The 22,325-nt window shown below is 55.3% G+C and carries 17 protein-coding genes; 4 read left to right on the top strand and 13 right to left on the bottom strand.

Features of this window, described 5'->3' with window-relative positions:
* Positions 1-47 precede the first annotated feature (47 nt).
* Complete coding sequence (locus H8B15_RS21280) at positions 48-443, bottom strand: twin-arginine translocase TatA/TatE family subunit (RefSeq protein ID WP_187320203.1); 396 nt, start codon at positions 441-443, stop codon at positions 48-50.
* Between the two features lie 9 nt (positions 444-452).
* On the bottom strand, positions 453-725 hold the full coding sequence (locus H8B15_RS13415) for a twin-arginine translocase TatA/TatE family subunit (RefSeq protein ID WP_187320202.1): 273 nt from the start codon (positions 723-725) through the stop codon (positions 453-455).
* Between the two features lie 321 nt (positions 726-1,046).
* Here H8B15_RS13415 and H8B15_RS13410 point away from each other — a divergent pair, with 321 nt between their 5' ends.
* Entirely contained in the window at positions 1,047-1,988 is a 942-nt protein-coding gene (locus H8B15_RS13410; RefSeq protein WP_187320201.1) for a GAF domain-containing DNA-binding protein, read from the top strand.
* A 268-nt stretch (positions 1,989-2,256) separates the two neighbouring features.
* Here H8B15_RS13410 and H8B15_RS13405 read toward each other — a convergent pair whose 3' ends face one another.
* The 7 genes from H8B15_RS13405 to H8B15_RS13375 all read right to left on the bottom strand — a co-directional run bounded on the left by H8B15_RS13405 (position 2,257) and on the right by H8B15_RS13375 (position 10,462).
* Positions 2,257-3,603 (bottom strand): murein hydrolase activator EnvC family protein, encoded by a 1,347-nt coding sequence (locus tag H8B15_RS13405; protein WP_343069160.1) that lies wholly within the window; start codon positions 3,601-3,603, stop codon positions 2,257-2,259.
* Between the two features lie 4 nt (positions 3,604-3,607).
* Complete coding sequence (gene lolB1, locus H8B15_RS13400; protein ID WP_187320200.1) at positions 3,608-4,360, bottom strand: lipoprotein insertase outer membrane protein LolB1; 753 nt, start codon at positions 4,358-4,360, stop codon at positions 3,608-3,610.
* Positions 4,361-4,373: 13 nt separating this feature from the next.
* Entirely contained in the window at positions 4,374-6,185 is a 1,812-nt protein-coding gene (locus tag H8B15_RS13395; protein WP_187320199.1) for a tetratricopeptide repeat protein, read from the bottom strand.
* A gap of 110 nt (positions 6,186-6,295) precedes the next feature.
* Positions 6,296-7,309 carry a sugar phosphate nucleotidyltransferase gene (locus H8B15_RS13390; protein ID WP_187320198.1) on the bottom strand — a complete coding sequence of 338 codons (1,014 nt, stop codon included), beginning with the start codon at positions 7,307-7,309 and terminating at the stop codon, positions 6,296-6,298.
* A gap of 83 nt (positions 7,310-7,392) precedes the next feature.
* A complete protein-coding gene (dut, locus tag H8B15_RS13385; protein ID WP_187320197.1) occupies positions 7,393-7,827 on the bottom strand; it encodes a dUTP diphosphatase in 435 nt (144 codons plus the stop codon).
* 171 nt (positions 7,828-7,998) lie between these two features.
* The gene (locus H8B15_RS13380; protein ID WP_187320196.1) at positions 7,999-9,501 is read right to left on the bottom strand and encodes an oligosaccharide flippase family protein; all 1,503 of its coding nucleotides are present in this window, start codon (positions 9,499-9,501) and stop codon (positions 7,999-8,001) included.
* A 169-nt stretch (positions 9,502-9,670) separates the two neighbouring features.
* The gene (locus tag H8B15_RS13375) at positions 9,671-10,462 is read right to left on the bottom strand and encodes an enoyl-CoA hydratase/isomerase family protein (RefSeq protein WP_187320195.1); all 792 of its coding nucleotides are present in this window, start codon (positions 10,460-10,462) and stop codon (positions 9,671-9,673) included.
* Positions 10,463-10,671: 209 nt separating this feature from the next.
* Between H8B15_RS13375 and mscL the strand changes: the two genes are divergently transcribed.
* From mscL to H8B15_RS13360, 3 genes are all read left to right on the top strand, one after another.
* On the top strand, positions 10,672-11,097 hold the full coding sequence (mscL, locus tag H8B15_RS13370) for a large conductance mechanosensitive channel protein MscL (protein ID WP_187320194.1): 426 nt from the start codon (positions 10,672-10,674) through the stop codon (positions 11,095-11,097).
* A 196-nt stretch (positions 11,098-11,293) separates the two neighbouring features.
* On the top strand, positions 11,294-12,160 hold the full coding sequence (locus H8B15_RS13365; RefSeq protein ID WP_187320193.1) for a DUF3078 domain-containing protein: 867 nt from the start codon (positions 11,294-11,296) through the stop codon (positions 12,158-12,160).
* A gap of 94 nt (positions 12,161-12,254) precedes the next feature.
* Complete coding sequence (locus H8B15_RS13360) at positions 12,255-12,701, top strand: hypothetical protein (protein ID WP_187320192.1); 447 nt, start codon at positions 12,255-12,257, stop codon at positions 12,699-12,701.
* Positions 12,702-13,080: 379 nt separating this feature from the next.
* Here the strand turns inward: H8B15_RS13360 and infB are convergent, their stop codons facing one another.
* The 4 genes from infB to H8B15_RS13340 form a co-directional block, all read right to left on the bottom strand.
* Entirely contained in the window at positions 13,081-16,140 is a 3,060-nt protein-coding gene (gene infB / locus H8B15_RS13355; RefSeq protein WP_187320191.1) for a translation initiation factor IF-2, read from the bottom strand.
* Between the two features lie 121 nt (positions 16,141-16,261).
* On the bottom strand, positions 16,262-17,545 hold the full coding sequence (gene nusA, locus H8B15_RS13350) for a transcription termination factor NusA (RefSeq protein ID WP_187320190.1): 1,284 nt from the start codon (positions 17,543-17,545) through the stop codon (positions 16,262-16,264).
* A 127-nt stretch (positions 17,546-17,672) separates the two neighbouring features.
* Entirely contained in the window at positions 17,673-18,146 is a 474-nt protein-coding gene (locus tag H8B15_RS13345) for a ribosome maturation factor RimP (RefSeq protein ID WP_187320189.1), read from the bottom strand.
* 212 nt (positions 18,147-18,358) lie between these two features.
* Complete coding sequence (locus H8B15_RS13340) at positions 18,359-22,249, bottom strand: DUF7948 domain-containing protein (RefSeq protein ID WP_187320188.1); 3,891 nt, start codon at positions 22,247-22,249, stop codon at positions 18,359-18,361.
* Positions 22,250-22,325: the final 76 nt, after the last annotated feature.

Raw genomic sequence — 22,325 nt, 5'->3', positions numbered from 1 at the left:
CGCTACTTCCTGACAACTAAAGTAAGGGTTTCCTTTGAAACGACGACTTAGGAAGTCTGATCGAGGCGGTTAGAAGTGTGCTCTGGTTGCGGGGCTGGCATAGCCACGCCACCGTCCATAGGAGGTGCTACCGTGGTAGGAGGCACCGGTACCGAGTCGGTATGAGCCGGAGCGCCAGGAGCCGAAGCATAGGGCTGTTGGTACGGCTGCTGATAGGGTTGCTGCGGCTGCTGGTACGACTGGTTCGGATTAGGACGGCCGGAATTTTCAATTTCATTGCGAATCTCCGACGAAGCGTCTTTGAACTCACGAATGCCTTTGCCCAAGCCCCGCGCCAGTTCAGGAATCTTGTTAGCGCCGAAGAAAATGAGGATAACCACCATGATGAGCATTATCTCACCACCTCCTAGGTCACCCAGGAATAAGAAAAGAGGCGTATTCATTGCAGTAGGTTAGTAACGGGGTTGAGTTGGATTCTGAGGCTGATTGGTAGGCGGCGCCTGCTGGTCGCGGTAGGGCTGTTGGGTAGGCTGCTGCTGGTAGGGTTGCTGGTCGCGGTACTCAGGGCGCTCCTCTTTGGTTGCGTCCTTAAATTCCTTCACCCCCTGGCCCAAGCCACGGAACAGTTCAGGAATGCGTTTGGCACCAAAAAAGATGACAAGCACGAAGATAATAAATATGATCGTGCGGGGGGCAATAGCCAGAAACAGCGCGGTTAAGAGCATGGGCGAGGCCACAAGGCCAGTTTGGGGTGGTAAAACTATAGCTACGCAATGAGCTATGGTTTAGGATTGGTAAAGGTACCCGATAATTCGCAAATCAGTTCCGGTAACCAGTAGTTTTCGTGCCGGAGCCAAAGTAGGCTAAAGGTATTGGCAAAAAATGGGGTAAAAAGTTGAGCGCTAAAAACCCAGCTTCTGCCGTGCTAATCTCATGGTTCAACGATTACCACTCAGCAATCTATTATTCAACTAATATCTTCGTTTCCCTTCTATCTTATTAATCTTTTACCAGCGCATGCAACTCAGAAGTTTATCTGCACGCTAATGCCTAAAAATTCCTATAAAAGTCAATCCTCATTGGTTTCAACTAACGCAGCTAGCCAAGAGGCTGAGCGGTTGAAAATACTGCGTAACTATCAGATTCTGGACACACCCAAAGAACAAGCCTTCGACGACCTGGCAAAGCTTACGGCCTACATTTGTGATACGCCGATAGCCCTCATATCGTTCATCGGTGCTGATCGGCAGAGTGTAAAGGCGCAGGTAGGAGGCGAAGGGCTGCACGATCTGCCGCGTAATATTGCCTTCTGCAACTACGCGATGTTGTCGGAAGATCTGCTGGAAGTGGAGGATGCTGCACAAGACGCTGAATTTCGGTATAACCCTCTGGTGGTTGGCAAGCAAAAAGTGCGTTTTTATGTGGGGGTTCCCCTACTTACACCCGAGGGATATCCTCTGGGTAGCTTATGTGCCATCGATACCGTGCCGCGCCAGCTTAATGAGCCGCAGAGAGAGGCGTTACGTATATTGGCTCGCGAAGTGGTGGCACACCTGGAGTTGCGCCGGGCCAGGCTGCAATTGGAGAAAGAAAGGCAGCAGCTGGTAGAAATGATGCGCCCCAACACCGAGGAACTCAATAAGGCAACGACAGAAGAGCAACCCACGGAGATATTCGTGCGCCAGGAGCAGAAGCTGGTGCGTGTGGCCACGGCCGATATCACCTACGTAGAGGCGTTAGGGGATTACGTAAATATTCATACTGAGCGAGAACGGCTTACCGTGTATAGTACGATGAAAGAGCTGGAAAGCAGACTACCTAGCCGGGACTTTGCCCGCATTCATCGCAAGTATATTGTGTGCCTGGGACGCATTGTGGCCATCGAAACTGACACAGCGCTATTTGAAACCAGCAAGACCGCTACGTTGTCGCTACCTATTGGCAACTCATACAAGGCATCACTCCTGAACCGACTGAACTTGATATAGTACCGTTTCCGGATAGTGTAGCTTTTTATTCAGCGTATGTAATCGGTGGCTTTACCGAGTGAAACTATCGCTTCAGCGAAAAAGGGAAGGTTACTCTTTAAGAAGTATATAACTTTCCGGTAGTTATCTAAGATTTAACAAAGGAGCAGGCCATGTTCTGGAGTTGGAAAATTGATAGCTAAGTTTGTTTTCATAGCTCGGAAAGACACCGTATTGTATACGGTGTTTTTTTTGTTTAACGGGGGTTGCTGTGCTGCTCTGCTAAGCACTATTTGCGGCCCAACCAACTTTCCGGGTTAAGATTGGCACTGTTGCGCCACAGCTGAAATTGTACTTCAGAGGTGCCCTCCGAATTGGTTTGTACAGTACCAATAGTTGCACGAGCCTTCACTTCCTGACCTTCGTGCACACTTACGGAGCGTAGCTTGGCGTACACCGTAAAGTACTCACCGTGTTGGATCATGACAATGTTGTTCATGCCCGGCACACTAGACACTGTCAGTACCTTACCGTCGAAAATAGCTCGTACTGGCTCACCAGCATTTGTTTGGATATCTACGCCGCGATTCTCCACTATGACGTTTTTGAGCACTGGGTGCGCGTGTCGGCCAAAGTGCTGGGAGATGAAGCCGCGCGCCACAGGCCACAGCAGGCGGCCTTGGTTGTCGGCAAAGGAAGAGGATAGAGCGGCTGTTTCGGGGGTAAGCGTCACGCGGTTCACTCGGCTGGCGGCGGCATCTTCCTCAGCGGCGCTGGTGCGCGAGGTGCTACCCGCTCCGCCTCGCACTCCGCTACGGGCCGCATTGGCACGGGCCGCACGAGCAGCAGCAGCGGCGCGAGCCGCCCGGGCAATCTCTTCACGCACCCGTTGGGCAATCAGATTATCTAGGCGCTGCACAGCTTGCTGGCGGCGGGCCAGCTCTTGGCCCAGCTTTTCTTCTTGCTGGCTGAGCTTAGTTACTACCTGATCCTGCTGCGTTTTAAGACTGATAAGATTCTTTTTCTCCGTGAGCTGGTTGGAAAGCAGAGTGCTTTTCTGCTGACGCTGTTCGTTGAGATTATTCAGCTGGCGGCTCAGCTTCTGCTGCGTAGCGCTGATTTGGGCAGCCTGGGCCTGTCGCACTTCTGAATACTGCCGTACATAGCGCAGGCGGCGTAAAAAGCTATTGAATGAGTCGGCCGCAAACAGAAACATAATGCGGTTGTAACTATTTGCCGTCTTAGAGGCCGCGTAAATCATGCGAGCGTACTCGGCGCGCAACTGCTCCAGGCTTTGCTGGGTTTGTTGTACCTGGCCTTCGGTCTGGCGCACGTCTGTTTCCACGGTTTTTAACTCCGTGGAGATGTTGCGAATCACGCCTTGCTGCACGGTGAGCTTTTCCTTCAGCGCATTCAGTTGCCCAATAGAAGCCTGTTTTTTCTCCTGAGTCTGGGCCAGGATACGACTGGTTTCTTTGATGCGCCGCAACGTAGTGCGCCGCTCCCGTTCCAGTTGCGCTTTGCTTTTGGTGCGGGTGGTAGGGCGCTTACGCTGTTGTGCCTGAGCAGGAGGTCCGCTCAGGAATAACAGAAAGGCAGTAAGGAGTAAGATGTAAAAGCGCAACGTTCTCTTCACGCGGTTACTTTTTTCGCGTGTAGCCCGAAGGTACGGAGAAGGGGAAAGACAGGCGTTCTTTGTCCAAGTCTACGTTGCGGTAGTTGATGGATAGCGTGGAGGCGCCGCTACCCTGTTTCACCTGCACCAGCGTGGAGTAGGCAAACTGTTGCTGCGTACCGGGTAGGGCCTGAAAATCGGTGTAGTTCACCATGTAGCTGTTCTGCGAGTTTGGGTCGGTCACCGTCAGCTCTTTCACGCGTTGCCGGCTTAGTTCAATCAGTTGCTTGAGTAGCAAGCCCGATTGTGCGTACTCCACCCGCTGTTGTGGGCCCTCGGTTACTACGGTAGGCGTCACGCCGGCCGGGGCGGGCAGGTAGTTGCCCAGCAGCAGCGCCTGTAGCTGCTCGAAGGTTACCTCCACGTTGAACTGCTGCTTTAGGTAGGCAAAGTCGCCGGCGTAGTACTCCCGCTGCAACTTGTTCATGATCTGGATAGAATCGCGCGTGATACGGGCGCGTACGCCCTCAAATCCAGCTAACCCCAGCGACATCCAGATAATACTGTCCTTGCGCATGCGCACGTTGATGTTTACCGTCTGCTTCAGCGAAGGCATATCTACCTGCGCCTTGCCCTTGGCGGCGAGGTAGCGAAAATCGATATTCTCTACCTTGATTTCCGGATTGATGGGCGTGGCTGTGGTAGCCGGATTAGTGGTAGCAGTAGGCGTTAGTTTGCGCTGACAGCTGCCCAACACGAGCAGAACAAGGAGCAGCAAAACGCCGGGGTACTTACTCATAAAGCTTCTTTTCTTTGATCTTACGGTCAATCAGGATCGAGGCGTCGCCGGCTTTTTTGGCGCGCTCCCAAGCTGCTACGGCCTGCGTAGGCTGCTGTAGTTGAAACAGCACGTCGCCGTAATGTTCCAGCAGTGTGCCATCGGAACTGTGTTTCAAGGCGGTTTCCAGCGCTTGGCGGGCACCGGTGTAATCTTTCAGCTTATACAGCACCCAAGCGTACGTGTCGAGGTAGGTAGGGTTATCGGGAAACTGCTTCACTAGCCGGCCGGCCATCTGCTTGGCCTTGTCCAGCTTCTCGCCCCGCAGGGACAGGTAGTAACTGTAATTGTTCAGGGCCTGCGCATTGTTGGCATCAATGCTGAGCGCGGCCTCATACGCGGCATCCGACTTAGGGTAGTCTTTCACCTCGTGATATACATCGCCCAGCTGCGTGTTGAATTGCGCCTGCAGCTCGGGGTTATCGGTCGTGAGCTTGCGGCCGTATTCCAGCGACTTGATAGCCTGGGCGGGCTGCTTTTTCAGCACGTGCCCTACCCCGTTGTAGAACCACAGTGGTGCCTGGTTAGGAAACAGCTCCAACGCCCGCTCGGTGTGTGCCAGCAACGAATCGGTTTGGTTCAGTTCAGCATCCAACAGTACCACTTGCTGCCAAATCTGAAACTTAGAGTTATCAAGTTGAATGGCGCGCAGATAGGAGGCGCGGGCATCTTGCTTGTGCTCTATGATGGTTTGCACATCGCCGGCCATAGCAAAGGCCTTAGCTTCCTGGGGGTGGGCTTTGGTGGTGATAGTGGCTAGGTCCAGCACTATTTGGGTGAGGTCCGGATTGGGCAGCTGCCGGATATATTCGATCAGAATCCGAACTTTCGTGTCGATATCCAGCGCCGGATTGCCAAAAGCCAGCTTCAGTTGCTCCACCGACTCGGCCTTTTTGCCCTGCAACCGGTACACATCAGCCAAGATCATGCGGGCCTGCGGGTTGTCGGGGGCTTGGCGCAACGCTTGTTGCGTAACGCGCAACGCGTCGGGTAGGCGGTTGTTGGTCACGTACATCTGGGCCTGCGCCAATACGTACCGAATATCGTCGGGATTAGAAGCAATCAGCGTCTCTCCTTCTTGCAAAGCCTTGTCCAGGTTGTTCTGCTTCAGATAAATCTGCTGCTTCTTGAAGGCTACCTCGTCTGTAGGGCCAAATTCCTGCTCGGCTTGGTCGTAGGTAGTTAGCGCTTCTTGCAGCTTGCCTTGTGCCAGATACAAATCGGCCAGATTGAATAGGTAATAGTTCGAATCGGGCACATCGCGAATTAGGCTGATATACACCTTGGCAGCCTGGTCGTACTGCTTTTGAGTGGTATACGTTTGGGCCAGCAGCAGATAATAGTAGGTATTTTTGGGGTCGAGGCGTACGGCGGCCTGCGCGAAGTTGGTGGCCTCCTTAAGGTTGCCTGTGAGCATATTTACCTCCGCAATTTTGTAGCTAATAGCCGCATTGTTGGGGCTGAGCGCATACGCTTTCAGCAGCCGCTCCATGGCCTTGGGGTAATCTTCAAGCAGCGCATAGCGCACCCCATCTACAAAGTATGCCTCGCTTTGCTCCCGTTCCCGCGTCGAAGGCTCGCGCGACTTCTGCTGCGCTTTTTCTAGGGCCACCCGGTGGGCCAGCTCCTTTCGCTCGCGGCGGCTGAGCTTGCGCTCCTTGGCTGGCGTCAGGCCGGTATCTGTTTCCGTAGATTGTTGTGCAGCGGTGCTACCGGCCACTAGTAGCCCCAGCATCAGCAGCAAGAAAGCAGATAGTTGAGGCATACAGAGTGAAAATAAACCGGCCGGACGGCCCGGCGCATCAACAAAATAACAAAGAAATAGCACGGCCCGTCAGGACCGCGCTATTGCTAACGTCAAAACGCAGAAAAATATCACACCCGCAGGGTGTTAAAATCGCCCAAGCTCAAATCGGCGGGGGCGCTCACTACGGTGGCATTGTTGCCTACCATCGAGTTGGTAATATTGGCATGCAGCACCGAGGCCGATTTCTGCACGATAGAATTCGTCAGCACCGAATCGCGCACGTTGCTGTTGTCGCCCAGCGACACGTGTGGGCCTACCACCGAGTTGGTCACCACGGCGTTTTCGCCAATGTACACGGGCTCAATCAGCACTGAATTTGTGATTTTAGCCGAGTCGGCTACCAGCTTCTCGCCACGCTCCTGCAAGTACTCGAGGTAGCGCTGGTTGGTGAAGACGGTAGCGTCCTTGTTGCCGCAGTCGAGCCATTCGGTTACACGGCCGGGCACAAACTTGGTGCCCTTGTTTTTCATGTTTTCGAGGGCGTTGGTGAGCTGGTACTCGCCTTTGTCCTTGATGTCGTTGTCAAGTAGGTATTGCAGTTCCTCGCGCAGGTAGGCGCCATCCTGGAAGTAGTAAATACCGATGATGGCCAAGTCAGAAACGAACTCCTCGGGCTTTTCTACGAAGTCGGTAATTTCGCCGCTGTCGTCCAGCTTCACCACGCCAAAGGGCTTGGGGTCGTCTACCTTCTGCACCCAAATGGTACCAGCAGCCGACGAATCCAGCTTGAAATCAGCCTTAAACAGCGTATCGGCAAAGGCCACTACCAGCGGGCCGGTCAACGACTCTTTGGCGCACAGAATAGCGTGGGCAGTGCCCAGCGCCTCATCTTGGTACACGATGCTCGCTTTCGCTCCTACCGACTCCGCAATCTTTTGCAGGTTGCTCTCCACCTCTTTGCCGAAAGCGCGGCCAATGATGAAGGCTACTTCGTCCACCGGCTCGTTGCACACCTGGGCAATATCCTCCACGAGGCGCTGCACAATGGGCTTGCCCGCAATCGGAATCAGGGGTTTGGGAACAGTGAGGGTGTGGGGGCGCATGCGTTTGCCCATGCCGGCCATCGGGACGATGATTTTCATATCCTTCCTGAGTAGGAGTGTTAGAAGTGGGTAATAAGTGCTCTATATTATATAGAAACGGAGAAAACCTTGTTGCGGTTGGTTTAACGACTGCCCGTGCTGCCGTAGCCGCCCGTGCCGCGGGCCGTTTCGCTTAATTCGCTAGTCGGCTCCCAGTCAATAACCTCGTGGCGGGCAACGACAAGCTGCGCAATCCGCTCGCCGTCCTGCACTACGAAATCCACGTCGGAGAGATTCACTAATAATACTTGAATTTCGCCTCGGTAGTCAGCATCAATGGTACCCGGACTGTTCACGATGCCAATGCCGTGCTTATAGGCCAGCCCGCTACGGGGCCGCACTTGCATCTCATAGCCCACGGGTAGGGCCACAAACAAGCCAGTTGGGATAAGGGCGCGCTGCAAGGGGCGCAGCGTCACGGGCTCCTGTAGGTTGGCCCGCACGTCGAGGCCGGCGGCATGGGCTGTTTGATAGGCGGGTAGGGGGTGATGGGAGCGGTTGATAACGGGAATCTGCATCGGGCAAAGGTAGGAGGGTAGGCGAAAGAAGCCAGAGCGTCCTTCCGAAAGGACGTCACTCCAAGTGAATGGCGCGCTAAGAGGCCGTCATTTCGCCCAACAGGAAAACTCTCGCGTGTTGACACTTGACCGTCATGCTAAGCTTGTCGAAGCATAACGGTCAATAACAGTCTACCTCCCTATCGCGCGCTGTGGCTTTTCTATTAGGACAATCAACCCGATGAAGCCCAGCGTAAGCAGCGCGTGGAAGGCGTGCCCGCTCCAAGTACCCGACAAGGGTAGCCACCAGCTGACGGCTACTACCCCACAGGCCACCAGCAGCCACGTCAGCAACCGCGCTACGGGGTAGGGAACCGGAAAGTGCCGTTCGCCCAGCCACCAGCACAATGCCGCCATCATAAAGTAGCAGGCCAGCGTGGCAATGGCCGAGCCCATGTAGCCCAGCACCGGAATCAGCAGGAAGTTGAGTATGATGGTGAGCACGGCCCCAGCGAAACCCAGATAGGTGCCGTAGTAGGTTTTGTCGGTGAGCTTAAACCACACCGACATATTCCAGTACACGCCCAGAAATAGGTTGGCCAGCAGTAGTACTGGTACCACGCTCAAGCCTTGCAGGTACTCGGGGCTTTGTAGGAATACCCGCGCTACCAAATCCACATTTACGCTCACCGCCACAAACAACACGGCGCAGCACAGCGTGAACCACTTCAGCACCAGGGCAAACGTACGGGGCGAGTTCTTTTCGGTACTCTGAGAGAAGAAGAACGGCTCGGCCGCGTATTTGAACGCTTGGATTACGAGGCTCATCAAGATGGCAATCTTATAGCAGGCGCCATAGATGCCTACCGCCGCTAAGCTATCCTGGCCGGGGTAGAAGCCCTCGGGCAGCCACTTCGGCAGCAGGATGCGGTCCAGCGTTTCGTTTACCATACCAGCCAGGCCCATCAGCATAATGGGGTAGGCGTAGCGCAGCAGCGGCCGCAACGGTTCCAGGTTCAGGCGTGGCCGGACGCTGAGTAACTCCTGGTACAGCAGTGCCAGTGTGAAAGCGCTGGCCGCTAGGTTGGAAATAAATACATAGCCTACCCCTACCGTGGGGTCGTAGAGGCGGGCCACCAGTGGCTGTAAGACCGTGAGGTATTTGCCGGCCAGTACATCGGGACAGAACACGATAAAGAACAGGTTCAGCCCGATATTCAGCAGAATATTAGCCAGCCGAATAGCCGCAAATTTTTTCGCCTTGTTTTCCAGCCGCAGCCGGGCAAACGGAATGGCCGCCACCGCATCCAGACCCAGAATACAGGCAATCCAGACGGCGTATCGCTCGTGGCCGGGGGGCAGGGACAGCAGGCTCATCAAGGGCCGGGCCAGCAAAGCCAGCCCTACCGTGAGCACGGCGCTGGTGAGCAGCAGCAGCGTCATCACACGGTTGTACAACTCCTGCCGATCAGTATCGGGGCGGTTGGCGAATCGGAAAAACGTGGTTTCCATGCCGTAGGTGAACACCACGTTCAGGAACGACACGTAGGCGAACAACCCTGTTACGATGCCGTACTGCGCTGCCACAAACCGGGCCGTGTACACGGGGACCAGCAGCGTATTCAGCACCCGTCCCACAATACTGCTCACGCCGTACACGGCCGTCTGGCCCGCCAGCTTTTTGGCTACGCTCATAAATAGTGAAATGGTGAGATGATGAAATAGTGAGTTTGTTGTTCTGCCAACCTCAGAAAGAGTGCGTTGGGCAGCACTGATGAAAGGAATGAGGCGCTGTTCAGTCAATGTATGCTGCGCTGATAGCGCGAGCAGAACAACAAACTCATCATTTCACCATCTCACCATTTCACTGCCCTGTAAAGGCCGCCGGGCGCTTTTCTAGAAAGGCCTGCGTGCCCTCGCGAAAGTCAGCGGAGCCACAGCAACGCCCAAACAGGTTGGCTTCGGTCTGGTAGCCGTGGCGCTCCTGGTCGTAGGCCGCATTCACGCAGTCGATGATCATGCCGATAGCCAGCGGGGCTTTACTGAGGATCTTTCCCAGCAGCTGCTCGCAGAAGGGTAGCAACTCCGCCAACGGTACTACATGGTTCACCAGGCCCAGCCGCAGCGCCTCGTCGGCTTTCACCTGGTCGGTGGTCATGAGCAGCTCCAGCGCTTTGCCTTTGCCAATGAGCTGGGCCAGCCGCTGCGTGCCGCCGTACCCCGGAATTAGGCCCAAGTTGGCTTCGGGCTGGCCGAAACGGGCATTCTCAGAGGCCACGCGCAGGTGGCAGGCCATAGCCAATTCGCAGCCGCCGCCCAACGCAAAGCCATTTACGGCGGCAATAACGGGCTTAGAGCTTTCCTCAATCATACAAAATACTTCCTGACCTTTCTCGGCCATACGGCGCCCCACTATCTCGTTCAGCTCGGCCAGCTCGGCAATATCGGCGCCGGCTACAAAGGCCTTGTCGCCGCTACCCGTCAGGATAATGCCGCGCACTGTTTGCGCGTCCAACGCATACTGCATGGCCTGGCGGATTTCCTCAATGGTGGCCGCGTTCAGCGCGTTCAGCTTGGTAGGGCGGTTTAGAGTGATGCGCAGAATGCCGGAAGCCGAATCCAGCTGCAACAGCAAATTATGAAAGAGGGGAAGCATAGTGCCGTAACTAGATAAGAAGCCAAAAATCGGGTAGGCAAAGATAAAGCAAAAGCGCGGGGCCTACTGGACTTGCCCCGAGCAATTGCAGCAGCCCAGTCTTGAGAAGGCAATTGCTTGATAGTGAATTATAAATGATATAACATATAGTAAAGTATATTTACTTTGCGCTGTTCACCTTCACTTTCTCACCAAAACAAATAGGCTACATGGGTTTTTTCTCTGAGTTCAAGAAATTTGTCTCGAAGGGCAACGTGCTGGATTTGGCAGTCGGTGTTATCATTGGTGCTGCCTTCAGCAAAATCGTCACCTCGCTGACCGATGACATCATCATGCCGATTATTGGCTTGGCAACGGGAGGAATTGATTTTAAAAATTGGTTTGTCGCACTTGACGGAAAATCCTACGATACTATAGAAGCCGCCAAGACAGCGGGGGCAGCTACCGTCAATTTTGGCCTGTTTTTAAATGCTGTTATCTACTTCTTTATCATTGCGTTCTGCGTGTTCCTGATCGTGCGCTTTGCCAATCGATTTAAAACGCCGGATGTGGTAGAAGTGAAGCCGAACCCGACACCAAGCAAAGAAGAAATATTACTTACCGAAATTCGCGACGCCTTACGTAGCCGCGCATAGCGGCGAGAGTGGTCTACTGAGCAGCCGGTTACCAAGCTCGTAAGGCTTGTACACCGGCTGCTTTGTGTATATGATAGTTTGTTTCCGTCCTGTTTTGTCCTTTACTCTTCGCGTTGCCCTCTTATGGTTGCTTGTGTTGCCGGCCGTTTGTCGGGCGCAAACCATGCCGCGTCGCATTGCCCTTGAGCCTTATAAGTTGTCCACTGAAATCGACACGACCCGCGGCTGGCGACGTGGTGGCGCCGGTTCCATTAATTTCAGCCAGGTAAGCCTCAACAACTGGGCGGCCGGTGGGCAAAGCTCCTTATCGTTACTAGGTATTGGCAACGTGTACGCGCATTTCCGGGGAGAGAAACACACCTTCGCCGCAGCTGTCGATTTGGTGTATGGGTTGTTGAAGGCTGGCCCAGCCAAGATGCGCAAAAGCGACGACCGGCTAGAGATGAACATTCGCTACGCCCGGCAGTACTCCAACAAGTGGTCGTACGCTACGCAAGTCAACATCAAAACTCAGCTCACGCCCACCAAGTCCAATGAAATCCGGGATTCGCTGACTTCCCGGTTTTTCGCGCCCGCGTACATTCTGGCGTCGGCGGGCTGGGAATACAAGCCGGTTGAGTATATCTCCATCCTCTTATCGCCTGCTACCGGCAAGTTCACAGTGGTTAATAGCCAGCGCCTAGCCGATTATGGAGCCTTCGGAGTGCAAGGCGCACGCCGCGACGCCGATGGGCGTCTGGTGCGCGGAACCGGAAAGCTGTTTCGGGCCGAGGCAGGGGCCTACATGAATGCCCGGCTGGTGAAAACCATTCTGCCCAACGTTTCCTATCAGACCCGACTAGAGCTTTTTAGCAATTATTTCTACAATCCGCAAAACGTTGATGTGTACTGGACCAACTTGCTTGATTGCAAAGTCAACAAGTTCATCAGCGCCAACGTAGCGACTATTCTGATGTACGATGATGATATTCCCGTACCCATTGGTGATGGCACCACGGGCGAGAAGGGACGTCGTATTCAGTTCAAAGAAACCTTAGGTATTGGCCTGACTTACAAGTTCTAGGACTGAACTAAAGCAAGAAAGCAAGGGTTGTCGTACCAATCAAAAAGCGGTATCTTAGTTGCTTGCCGCCTATAGTCTCATAATACGCTGCTGCATGAAGCATTTTTTTGTCTGTTTAAGCCTGTTGCTCCTCATGTCCTTGGCCCAGCAAGCCATTGCTCAGGCTACCCTGGCTACTCGTAAATCGTTGGTTAGCGACGAGCCTGCTACTCGTCGTAGTGGCAAAAAGAAGGCTTCTGATGCAGAAATCGCCCGTATGCAGCAACGTATGAGCATGAATGCCGATGAGGCCAAACGCGACAAGCAGATGGAAATCCTGGAGGCTCGTTCGGGCATGGGTTCCAACACCAGCTTTAGTCGCGGCAGCAGTTCCGCCCGTCAATACGATTCGCGCAACGGTGGTTTTACTGTCAAGAAATTTAAAACAAAAGACATCGGATCGTTACGCCAGAAACGCGGTCAGACCCACGCTGCCCCCGGCATTGACCCTAAAGGCAAACCGCTGAAACACAAGCATAAAAGGGGGTTCTTGTTCTTTTAATCAGGATCAAAAACATCTCCAATAATAAAAAGCCCTTACCACACTGTGTGGTAAGGGCTTTTTATTATTGGAAATACAGGAGGTATCAACCAGTGAGAAACAACCATGCTGCTACCAATGCAAAGCCAATAGCAGCTTACATAGATGATGGATATGAGGCGAGGTAGAGACGCACTAGTTTGTGCCTTGTCGTTGCTAAGGTCGGCTCCATTCTCTACCATTCAGCGGAGTGGAAGGGCCTAGACCCTTCCACTCCGCTGAATGGTCCAACCAAGGTAAATCATTAGCGTGTAATTGCTACGAAGAAAAAATACAAAACGCTTCCGGCTCCTGTAAGAGCCGGGGGCGTTTTGTATTGGCTGAAAATACCAGCGGCTACTTACAGCGTCCGCTTGATTTCCTTTTCCTCGAAGCCTTCAATGATGTCGCCTTCTTGCAAATCATTGTAGCCTTTAATGCTAATACCGCACTCGTAGCCTTGGCGCACTTCCGACACATCGTCTTTGAAGCGTTTCAGGGCCTGCACGTCGCCCGTATACTGTACGATGCCATCGCGTACTACGCGAACTTTCGTGTTCCGGTTAATAGAACCCTCCGTCACCATACAGCCGGCAATGGTGCCTACCTTGGTGATGTTGAACACCTGACGTACCTCCAGTGTGGCTACCGTCACCTCCTGCACCGTTGGGGCCAGCATACCTTCCATAGCATCCTTCACCTCGTTGATGGCGTTGTAGATGATGGAGTACAGACGGATATCGATCTGCTCCTGCTCGGCCAAGCGGCGGGCGCTCTGTGAGGGCCGCACCTGGAAGCCAATGATGATGGCGTCGGAAGCCGAAGCCAACAACACGTCCGATTCGGAGATGGCGCCTACCCCTTTGTTCAGGATATTCACGGCTACCTCCGGCGTGCTGAGTTTCAGCAGGGAGTCGGCTAGTGCTTCTACCGAGCCGTCCACGTCGCCTTTCACAATCACGTTCAGCTCCTTGAACGAACCGATAGCCAAACGACGACCAATCTCGTCCAATGTGATGTGCTTCTTGGTACGCATGCTCTGCTCGCGGGCCAGCTGCTGACGCTGCGTAGCCAGTTCACGGGCATCACGCTCCGTATCCATCACCACGATTTTGTCACCAGCTTGCGGAGCACCCGTCAGACCAAGCACCTGCACCGGAGTAGCCGGGCCGGCTTTCTTCATCTTCTTACCGCGGTGGTCTGTCATGGCCTTCACGCGGCCGTAGTGCGGACCGGCCAGCACGATGTCACCTACCTGCAACGTACCGGTTTGCACCAGCACGGTGGTTACGTAGCCACGTCCTTTGTCCAGCGAGGCTTCGATAACCGTACCCACAGCATTGCGGTCGGGGTTGGCTTTCAGCTCTAGCAGTTCAGCTTCGAGCAGTACCTTCTCCAGCAGATCGTCGATACCGATACCGGTTTTAGCCGATACTTCCTGCGACTGGTACTTACCGCCCCATTCCTCTACCAGAATGTTGATAGCTGACAGCTCCTCCCGTACTTTCTCGGGGTTGGCGCCAGGCTTGTCAATCTTGTTGAGGGCGATGATGATCGGTACCCCAGCAGCTTGCGCGTGGTTGATAGCTTCCTTTGTCTGCGGCATCACCGAATCGTCGGCAGCTACTACGATGATAGCAATGTCCGTCACCTTGGCACCACGGGCACGCATGGCCGTAAAGGCTTCGTGACCCGGCGTATCGAGGAACGTAACGGGCTTGCCCGACTGCGTTTTCACCTCGTAGGCACCAATGTGCTGGGTGATACCACCGGCCTCGCCCTTGGCTACGCTCGCATCGCGGATATAGTCCAGTAGCGACGTTTTACCGTGGTCAACGTGACCCATGATGGTAACGATAGGAGCCCGGTCGCGGAGGTCTTCCGGATCGTCCACAATCTCCATCTCGGTTTCCTCTTCCTCCGCCGACAGGAATTCCACGTCGTAGCCGAACTCGTCGGCAATAACGGTAATGGCTTCCGCGTCGAGGCGCTGGTTGATGGAAACGAACATGCCCATGCTCAGGCACACTTTAATAACGTCGTTAACCGACGCATCCATCAGCGAGGCCAAATCATTGGCCGAGATGAACTCGGTAACTTTCAGTGTCTTCGAGTCCAGCTCGTTCTGCTGACGCTGCAACTCGTTGGCTTCGGCCACACCAGCCCGCTTATCGCGGCGGTATTTGGCGCGGTTGCCACGGCTGTTGTTGTTGCTATTGCCGCTAAGCTTGGCTAGGGTTGCCTTAATCTGCTCCTGAATCTGCTTATCGTTCTGCTCAGGCGTATTGGCTACGGCCGGGCGGGCCGGCTGATTGCGGTTGCCCTGACCACCAGGACGGTTGTTGCCGCGCTGCTGATCGGGACGGCCTCCGCCGGTACGATTACCTCCTTGCTGGCCGGGCTGGTTCTGCCCGATTGTGCCACCACCCGAGGTAGGGATGCGCTGCCGCTTTTTCTTGTCGGCACCAATGCCGCTCTTCCGTACATCAGACGAAGCCACAGGCCGACGACCACCACGCCGCGACGAATCTACAGGCAGTTCGATTTTGCCCAGTACCGTGAGGCCCTTGAGCTGGTCGGCTTTTGCTACGATGGTCGAATCTTCTTCAACCGGAGCAGTTGGGGCCGCAGCAGGTGTTTCCGGTGCTTTGGTAGGAGCAGGGGCAGCAGGAGTGGGTGCTTCTTTTGCTGCCGGGGTAGCAGCCGCTGGTGCTGCTGGCGCTGGGGTAGGAGCCGGAGCGGGAGTAGGAGTAACCGTAGGAGTTGGCGTAGTGGGTGCCGCTGCCACTGGTGCCGCCGGGGCGGGAGCCGGGGTAGGCGCAGCCACTACGGGCGCTGGTGCGGGTTTCGGAGCTTCCGGCGCTTTTTCCTGAGCAGGTTGCGCTGGTGCTGACGCAGGAGCAGCCGGCTTGGGAGCCGGAGCTGGTGCGGGCGTGGCAGCTGCCGGAGCCGGCGTGGGCGTCGCTGGCCGGGGCGGCACGGGACGACCTTTGGCATCGAGCTCAATTTTACCCAACACCTTCAACCCGGGCACGCGGGGTGCTTCGGGCTGGGCGGGGGGAGCAGGGGCCGATGGCGCAGCCGCCACCGGTGCAGCTGCTGCGGGAGCAGGCTGTTCGGCGGGTTTGGGCGCAGCAGGTTGCTCGCTGGCCTTGGGAGCCGGAGCCGGCTCGGGTTTGGGCTGGGCAGTTTCCAACTCTGTCTGGCGCTTGGCCTGGCTGAGCTTGGCAGCCTCGATTTTATCCTGAACCGACGATTCAAAGGCCTTATTGAGCATGCGTACTTGCTCGGCCGTCAATTTCGTGGTCGGTTTATTATCGATATCAATGCCTTTTTCCGACAGAAAGTCCACAATTGTGGAAATTCCGACGTTCAGGTCTTTGGCCGCCTGATTCAGCCGTTTGGTTGCTGCTTCCGCCATTCTATGCTCGCGAACGATACTCTTATCCAGTTGCAAAGTTACTATATTAAATCTTGTCAGCCGACGCTAAGTCGCGCCACTGGCGTGATTTAGCGTCTTTGCCGTACCGGCCGCCGCGCCCTCATTGCGCGTCGTCGGAAATGGTTGGTTCTGTTTGCTCTTCGTCGGCTTCAAATTCCTGGCGGATAATGCGGAAAACGTCTTGTACCGTTTCCTCCTCCAGCTCCGTGCGCCGCACGATATCCTCTTTGCTGACCGCTAATACGGCGCGGCCAGTATCGAGACCGATTTTTTTGAACTCATCGAGGATCCACTCCTCAATTTCGTCGCGGAACTCGTCGAGGGCAATGTCCTCTTCGTAGTCGCCCGCGTCGCGGAACACGTCGATTTCCATGCCCACCAGCCGCGAAGCCAGCTTGATGTTGGCGCCGCCCCGGCCAATGGCCAGACTCACTTGGTCCGGCTTCAAGAACACCGAAACCCGACCAGTTTGTTCGTTTATCTTCATCGAAGTCAACTTTGCCGGCGACAAGGCTCGAGCGATGTACAACTCCAGGTTGTCGGTGTAGTTGATGACGTCGATGTTTTCGTTTTCCAACTCCCGTACCACGGCGTGAATACGTGAGCCTTTCATGCCCACGCAAGCACCTACTGGGTCGATGCGGTCATCGTAGCTTTCAACGGCTACCTTGGCCCGCTCGCCAGGCTCGCGCACGATATTTTTGATGGTGATAAGGCCATCGTAAATCTCGGGTACTTCCAACTCAAACAAGCGCTCCAGGAACGCTGGCGCCGCCCGCGACAGAATAATCTTGGGCGTGCCGTTCAGCACATCTACACGGTGCACTACGGCCCGAATAGTGTCGCCCTTGCGGTAGCGGTCCTTTGGAATCTGCTCCGATTTGGGCAATACCAACTCGTTTTCTTCTTTGTCCAGAATCAGCGCCTCACGGCTCCACACCTGGTAAACCTCGCCGGTGATAATCTCACCCACCATGTCCTTGTATTGCTGGTAGAGGTTGTCGCGTTCCAGGTCTTTCACTCGCTGAATCAGCGTCTGGCGGGCCATGAGCACGGCACGACGACCGAAATCCTCGAGCTTCACGTCTTCAGCTACTTCCTCGCCTACCTCAAAGTCAGCCTCAATCTTGCGGGCTTCAGCCAGCGGAATCTTGTCGAAATCCCAGATATCTTCGGAATCATCGTCCACGATTTCGCGGTTGCGCCAGATTTCCAAGTCACCCTGGTCCACGTTGATAATGACGTCGAAGTTTTCGTCGGTCGTATACTTCTTGCGGATCATGGTACGGAACACGTCCTCCAGGATGCTCATCATCGTGGGACGGTCGATGTTCTTGGATCGGGCAAACTCGGCAAACGATTCGATCAGGACGTTGCTGTTCATCGAATTTGAAGATTAAATTGTTGAATTGTTAAATGGCTGCTTGTTGAGTGATAAACGGTTGGTGAGTTCAGCTAGCGCAAAACAACCATTTAATAATTCAACTTGTCACTACTTAACTATTAACCAGTTACTTAAATGAAATAACCACTTTAGCCTCTGCAATATCTGCAAACGAAATATGCGCGGAGGGTAGGGTTTTCTTTTTGTTCTTTTCTTTCACTACCTCCGCCAACTGAATGCCGTCGGGCGTAGTTTCTTCTAGCACACCGGTTTTCTCAGTGCCATTGGTAAGCTTCAGAGCCAAGGAGCGTCCCGCGTGCCGGGTGTACTGGCGCGGGTCGGTGAGGGGTTGATCGGCGCCGGGCGAGGTAACTTCCAGCGTGTAGCTGGCTTCCTCGCCGTACTCCTCTTCAATGCGGCGGGCCAGTCGGCGACTCGTCTGCGCGCATTCATCAATCCCCACTCCTTGTTCGCCATCCAGCGTGACGGTGACTTTGGGCCGAATGGCATCCGAAACCGTCAGGCCTACCACAAACAGGTTGGCGTCATCGGGCAGGCTAGCTTGCAACAGCTCGGCAATGCGGTCACGATCAAACTTCATAGGCAGAAAAACAGGGGGCAAAAGAAAGAGGGGACTGCGCGTCCCCTCTTCACGATAGTTAATAAGTGGGGCAAAGGTACGAAATAAGAATGCAATTCGCAACCTGTAGCCCACTTACTGTTGTATGGTAGAGAGGGGTAGCAGTGGTATAATAGCGTAACACTATGTTAGGGCTACTTAGTTCATGCTACACTGCTCTTCGCCAGGCAAACCTATCTACGTATTTCCACCCATCCTTTCACAGTACGACCATCTATCAACCGGAGTAGATAATAGTAGATGCCATCGGGCTGGGTGCCGCCGTCCCAATCGTTGTGGTAGGCCACCGACTCGTATACCTTAGCGCCCCAACGCGAGAAAATTTGCAGCTGCGGTGGGCAGCTGGTTGTAACCTCGAAAAAGTCATTTATCCGGTCGTGGTTGGGGGTGAAAATGTTGGGCGGTGTGAAGGCCGGTAGTACTTCCACAACGGGAAGCGTGAGTGGCAGCCGGCATAAGCTATTATTATAAGGTAGAACGACGGTAGGCTGATAGCGTCCGGCTGTGGTGTAGACGTGCTCCGTAGCGCTGCCCGTTGCTTGTGTGCCATCGCCAAAATCCCAGGTGGCATTGGGTGTGGCGCCTATAAACGAAATTCGCAACGGGGCTTCCTGGTTTTCGGGGCAGTATTGTGCCTGCCAGCTAGGCTGAGCGGTAGGCGGGGTGGCCACGCGTATGGTACGGGTAGTGGTGCTCGTGCAGGCGGCGTTGGTTGCGGTGTAAGTGAGTACAGCCGAGCCAGTGAAGCCAGCAGGCGGCGTAAACAGGCCATCGGCCGTTACGCCGGTGCCGCTCCAGGTACCACCAGTTGGGGTAGCACGCAGGCGAAATGGCTGAGTGGTGCCAGGACACAGCACCGTGTCGGGGTCGGTGCGGGGGGTAGGGGGTGCCAGCACCGTCAGTTCGACGGCGCTTTCGCAGAAAGAACCTACCACTCGATAGAAAATTTTGTGCTGCCCGGCCCCGGCAAAGCTGGGGGTGAAGATGTAGCGCGAAATTGTATAGGAATACACGACGCCCGGCCCATACCAAGTCGCGCCTTGTGGTAGGGAAACGTCGGGCATAGTGGTGCAGTAGGCCGGAAATGCCGGGAAGCTGAAGGAAGGTGTGGCTTGTACAGATAGGGTAATCTGTCGGCTGGCAGAACAGCCGCTCGCCGGTTGAATTGTGTACGTAAGTACTTGGCTGCCTACAAGCTGGGGGGTAGGCGTAAAGAAAAAGCCAGTGCTTTCAGAGCCCGTTACCCCTGGCCCGGTCCATGTGCCTCCGCTTGGGTAGCCGCCCAGCCGCACGGGCACGCCGTCGGAGCAAAGGGTAGCGTTATAGCCCGCATCAATATAAGGCGGCGCCGTAACGGTTACGCTTTGCGAAGCCTGCGTGCGGCAACTATCGGCAGCAGTATATACCAGGCGATGGGTGCCGGGACCAGCAGAGGCGGGAAAGAACTTGTTGTCTCGCACACCGGGGCCGCTAAACGTGCCGCCCGCTGGAGTAGCGGTGAGCGGAACACCTACCGGAGGGCCATTATACGAGTAGTCGAGGCAGTAAGTCGACTGGGGTAGGGGCGAAAAGGAAACAGTGGCTCCAGGCGTCACCGTTAGTTGCAGGCTCGACTCGCCTCCGCAGAGGCCTTTGCCTTCTACCACGTAGCGCAACGTATTTTGGCCCACTAGCGCGGGCGTAGGCACGAAGCGGTAGCCCTCAGCAGCAGAGCCTACCACGCCGGGGCCGCTCCAGGTGCCGCCAGCCGGATGGCCCGTTAAGCGGTAGGAGGTAGCCGATAAGCAAACTGTCGCATCGGGGCCGGCGGAGATGGCAGTTGGCTGGAAATCAAACTTAAAGGCGAAGTTGTTGCAGTTTGTGCTATTGTTGGTAGCCGAAAAAGTAGTCGCTCCCGGCGGAATTGGTAGGTTAGAAGAGCCGCCGCAGCCACCGCATACAGCTTGATAGACCACGCCCCGCTTATCGAAGCGTGAGGTGCCGCCGTCCACATGTTCCCCAGAGGAGTTATAGCCGCCATAGAAAGTGGCGTATTCCAGCTTGGTAGCTCCCGCCGAAAGCTGCAACAGATAAAAGTCCCTACCATCGGTGGTAGGCTGCAGGGCGTTGGCGGTAATTGGTAGTCCGAACGTGCTGCTCCCACTAATGTATGCACCGCCACCATAGCCACTCACATAAATTCGGTCGCACTGATCGACAAGAAACGCTGTAGGAGAAATATCCAAAGCAGGGCGGCCGCTGCCAAACACCGTGGAAAATTCAGTGTTGGTCAGATCAGCATTGAGCTTATGGATGAACTGATGGCTGCCAGGGTTAGTGTAGCGGCCGGCTGTAACGGGGTAGTTGCCCAGGCTCTGGCCCAGGGTGTACACGCCGCCATCGGCATCCAGTTGCAGAAAATAGGCTTGGTCGTAGCTGGCCGTGCCCAGGTAGGTGGTGCGGTTCAAAGTAGTCCCATCGGCGCTGATGCGGGCCACGAATGCGTCGATGTTGCCGGGAGCATTGGGTAGTAGGCTGCCGGCGGTGGCGGGTAGGGTAGGGCTGGTGGTGCCCCCACACACGTACAGGTCATTGCGCGCGCCAAGCTGAAGCGAGTACGCCGCATCGGCCTCCGAACCGCCCAGGAAGCTGCTCCACAACAGGCTGGTTAGGCCGGCATTCAGCTTGCACACCAAGGCATCGGTGGTGCCGCCCTGGTAGGTGCGGGTGAAGCCATTGACAATAGGAAAATCAGGGGACCCCGTGTAGGAAGCCAGATAAATGTCGTTGGCGTCATCCACCAGAATATCACCTCGGAAGGCATCGCCGTAATTGTGAAATAATTTCAGACCCGTTTCCTTGGGATTAAGGATGCCATCGTTGCCGCTACCGCCCAAAAAGGTAGAGCCTAGCAGGCGGGTACCATCGGCACTAAAGCGGGTAACTACTAAATCGGAGCCGTTGGGTAGCGCAAGGGCGCCACTGCTGCTGTAGGGCTCCACATAGGTGCCGCCATTGAAGTGCCTGCTGTAGGCACCAACTGTAGTTGGAAAATCGGTGGAGGAAGTGGTGCCCAGCATCACCAATTCACCTAAGTTATTAACTACTAGGCTGTGCGGATATTCGGTTTTGGCGCCACCCAGGTAGGTAGCCCATACGCGGGCCGCGGGGCCATTGGCCGCGGGGTTATACTTGATTAGCGCAATATCCACCACGTTGCCAACGGTGGTATTATAGGCTCCAGTGGTGGTTGGATAACCGGGACCAAACGCAATACCGCCAGAGTAGAGGTTGCCTTGGGCATCGTAGGTAGCCGTGAAACCCCAGTTATCGGACGTGGAGCCGGTGAAGGAGGCAAATACCACGGTCGGGTCGATGGTGAGCGGGCGCTGATGGTCGTAGGTGCCCACGCGCAATGTTACGGTGTAGTTGTGCACTTCATAGGCGCACGTTACGGGCTGCCGCTGGCCCGCCGCATCAAGCTGCCAGGCTTGTGGAGCCAGCTCTGTGAGTGTTCCTACAGACGTCTGAATCAGCAGGGCGCCGTCGGCGCGAAGGCGCAAAGCGTCGGCTCCTTCGTAGCGCAGCTGAATAACGGTGGCATCAGCCCGCGGGGCTACCTCAAAATCGTATTCCAGCTGCTGTTGGGCGTTTTCGTAGAAGTGTACATCTATACCGGGCCAAAGCTGCTGGTAGCGCACCTGCCGGAAGCTGGGGACCTTGCTGGCCCAGTGGGTAGGGTCGGCCCCGTGCATATAGTTGCGCACTTCGCCGGTTACCTCCTCGCCACGGAGCTGCACTTGCGGGCTGGCACCCGCAAAACGTACGCGCAAGGCATGGGCGGCCAGCTGGTCGGCGGCAGCTGTGGGGGCAAGGGTAGGGCGTTGGGCCGTAGGTGCAGCCTCGTCGTCGTGCGCGTGCGCCAGCGGGTTGCGGGCAAACAGGGCATACGTCAGTCCATCTGGTTCCAAAAATAGCCGCCCTTGGTGCAGGTTAGCTGCGTAGCGGGCACGGGTGTCCCACTGCCCACGATTCTCAATAAAATCTAAAATTTTTGTGGGTGCCGCCGCCAAAGCTGCGGCCATAGAGAGCCAGCCTACGAGCACGCAGGCGGCTATTCTTTTTAAAAACATAAAAAAGGTAGTAGAAGTACCGTTAAGA

The sequence above is a fragment of the Hymenobacter citatus genome, assembly GCF_014333615.1.
Lineage (GTDB): Bacteria > Bacteroidota > Bacteroidia > Cytophagales > Hymenobacteraceae > Hymenobacter > Hymenobacter citatus.
Note: the sequence above shows the minus strand (reverse complement) of the source record. Positions and strands in the feature narration are given on the sequence as shown.

Bases quoted from the DNA above. Each gene is read 5' to 3' on its own strand.
- H8B15_RS21280 (WP_187320203.1), bottom strand. From the start codon at position 443: ATGAATACGCCTCTTTTCTTATTCCTGGGTGACCTAGGAGGTGGTGAG.
- H8B15_RS13415 (WP_187320202.1), bottom strand. From the start codon at position 725: ATGCTCTTAACCGCGCTGTTTCTGGCTATTGCCCCCCGCACGATCATA.
- H8B15_RS13410 (WP_187320201.1), top strand. From the start codon at position 1,047: ATGCCTAAAAATTCCTATAAAAGTCAATCCTCATTGGTTTCAACTAAC.
- H8B15_RS13395 (WP_187320199.1), bottom strand. From the start codon at position 6,185: ATGCCTCAACTATCTGCTTTCTTGCTGCTGATGCTGGGGCTACTAGTG.
- H8B15_RS13390 (WP_187320198.1), bottom strand. From the start codon at position 7,309: ATGAAAATCATCGTCCCGATGGCCGGCATGGGCAAACGCATGCGCCCC.
- dut (WP_187320197.1), bottom strand. From the start codon at position 7,827: ATGCAGATTCCCGTTATCAACCGCTCCCATCACCCCCTACCCGCCTAT.
- H8B15_RS13380 (WP_187320196.1), bottom strand. From the start codon at position 9,501: ATGAGCGTAGCCAAAAAGCTGGCGGGCCAGACGGCCGTGTACGGCGTG.
- H8B15_RS13375 (WP_187320195.1), bottom strand. From the start codon at position 10,462: ATGCTTCCCCTCTTTCATAATTTGCTGTTGCAGCTGGATTCGGCTTCC.
- mscL (WP_187320194.1), top strand. From the start codon at position 10,672: ATGGGTTTTTTCTCTGAGTTCAAGAAATTTGTCTCGAAGGGCAACGTG.
- H8B15_RS13360 (WP_187320192.1), top strand. From the start codon at position 12,255: ATGAAGCATTTTTTTGTCTGTTTAAGCCTGTTGCTCCTCATGTCCTTG.
- infB (WP_187320191.1), bottom strand. From the start codon at position 16,140: ATGGCGGAAGCAGCAACCAAACGGCTGAATCAGGCGGCCAAAGACCTG.
- nusA (WP_187320190.1), bottom strand. From the start codon at position 17,545: ATGAACAGCAACGTCCTGATCGAATCGTTTGCCGAGTTTGCCCGATCC.
- H8B15_RS13345 (WP_187320189.1), bottom strand. From the start codon at position 18,146: ATGAAGTTTGATCGTGACCGCATTGCCGAGCTGTTGCAAGCTAGCCTG.
- H8B15_RS13340 (WP_187320188.1), bottom strand. From the start codon at position 22,249: ATGGCCGCAGCTTTGGCGGCGGCACCCACAAAAATTTTAGATTTTATT.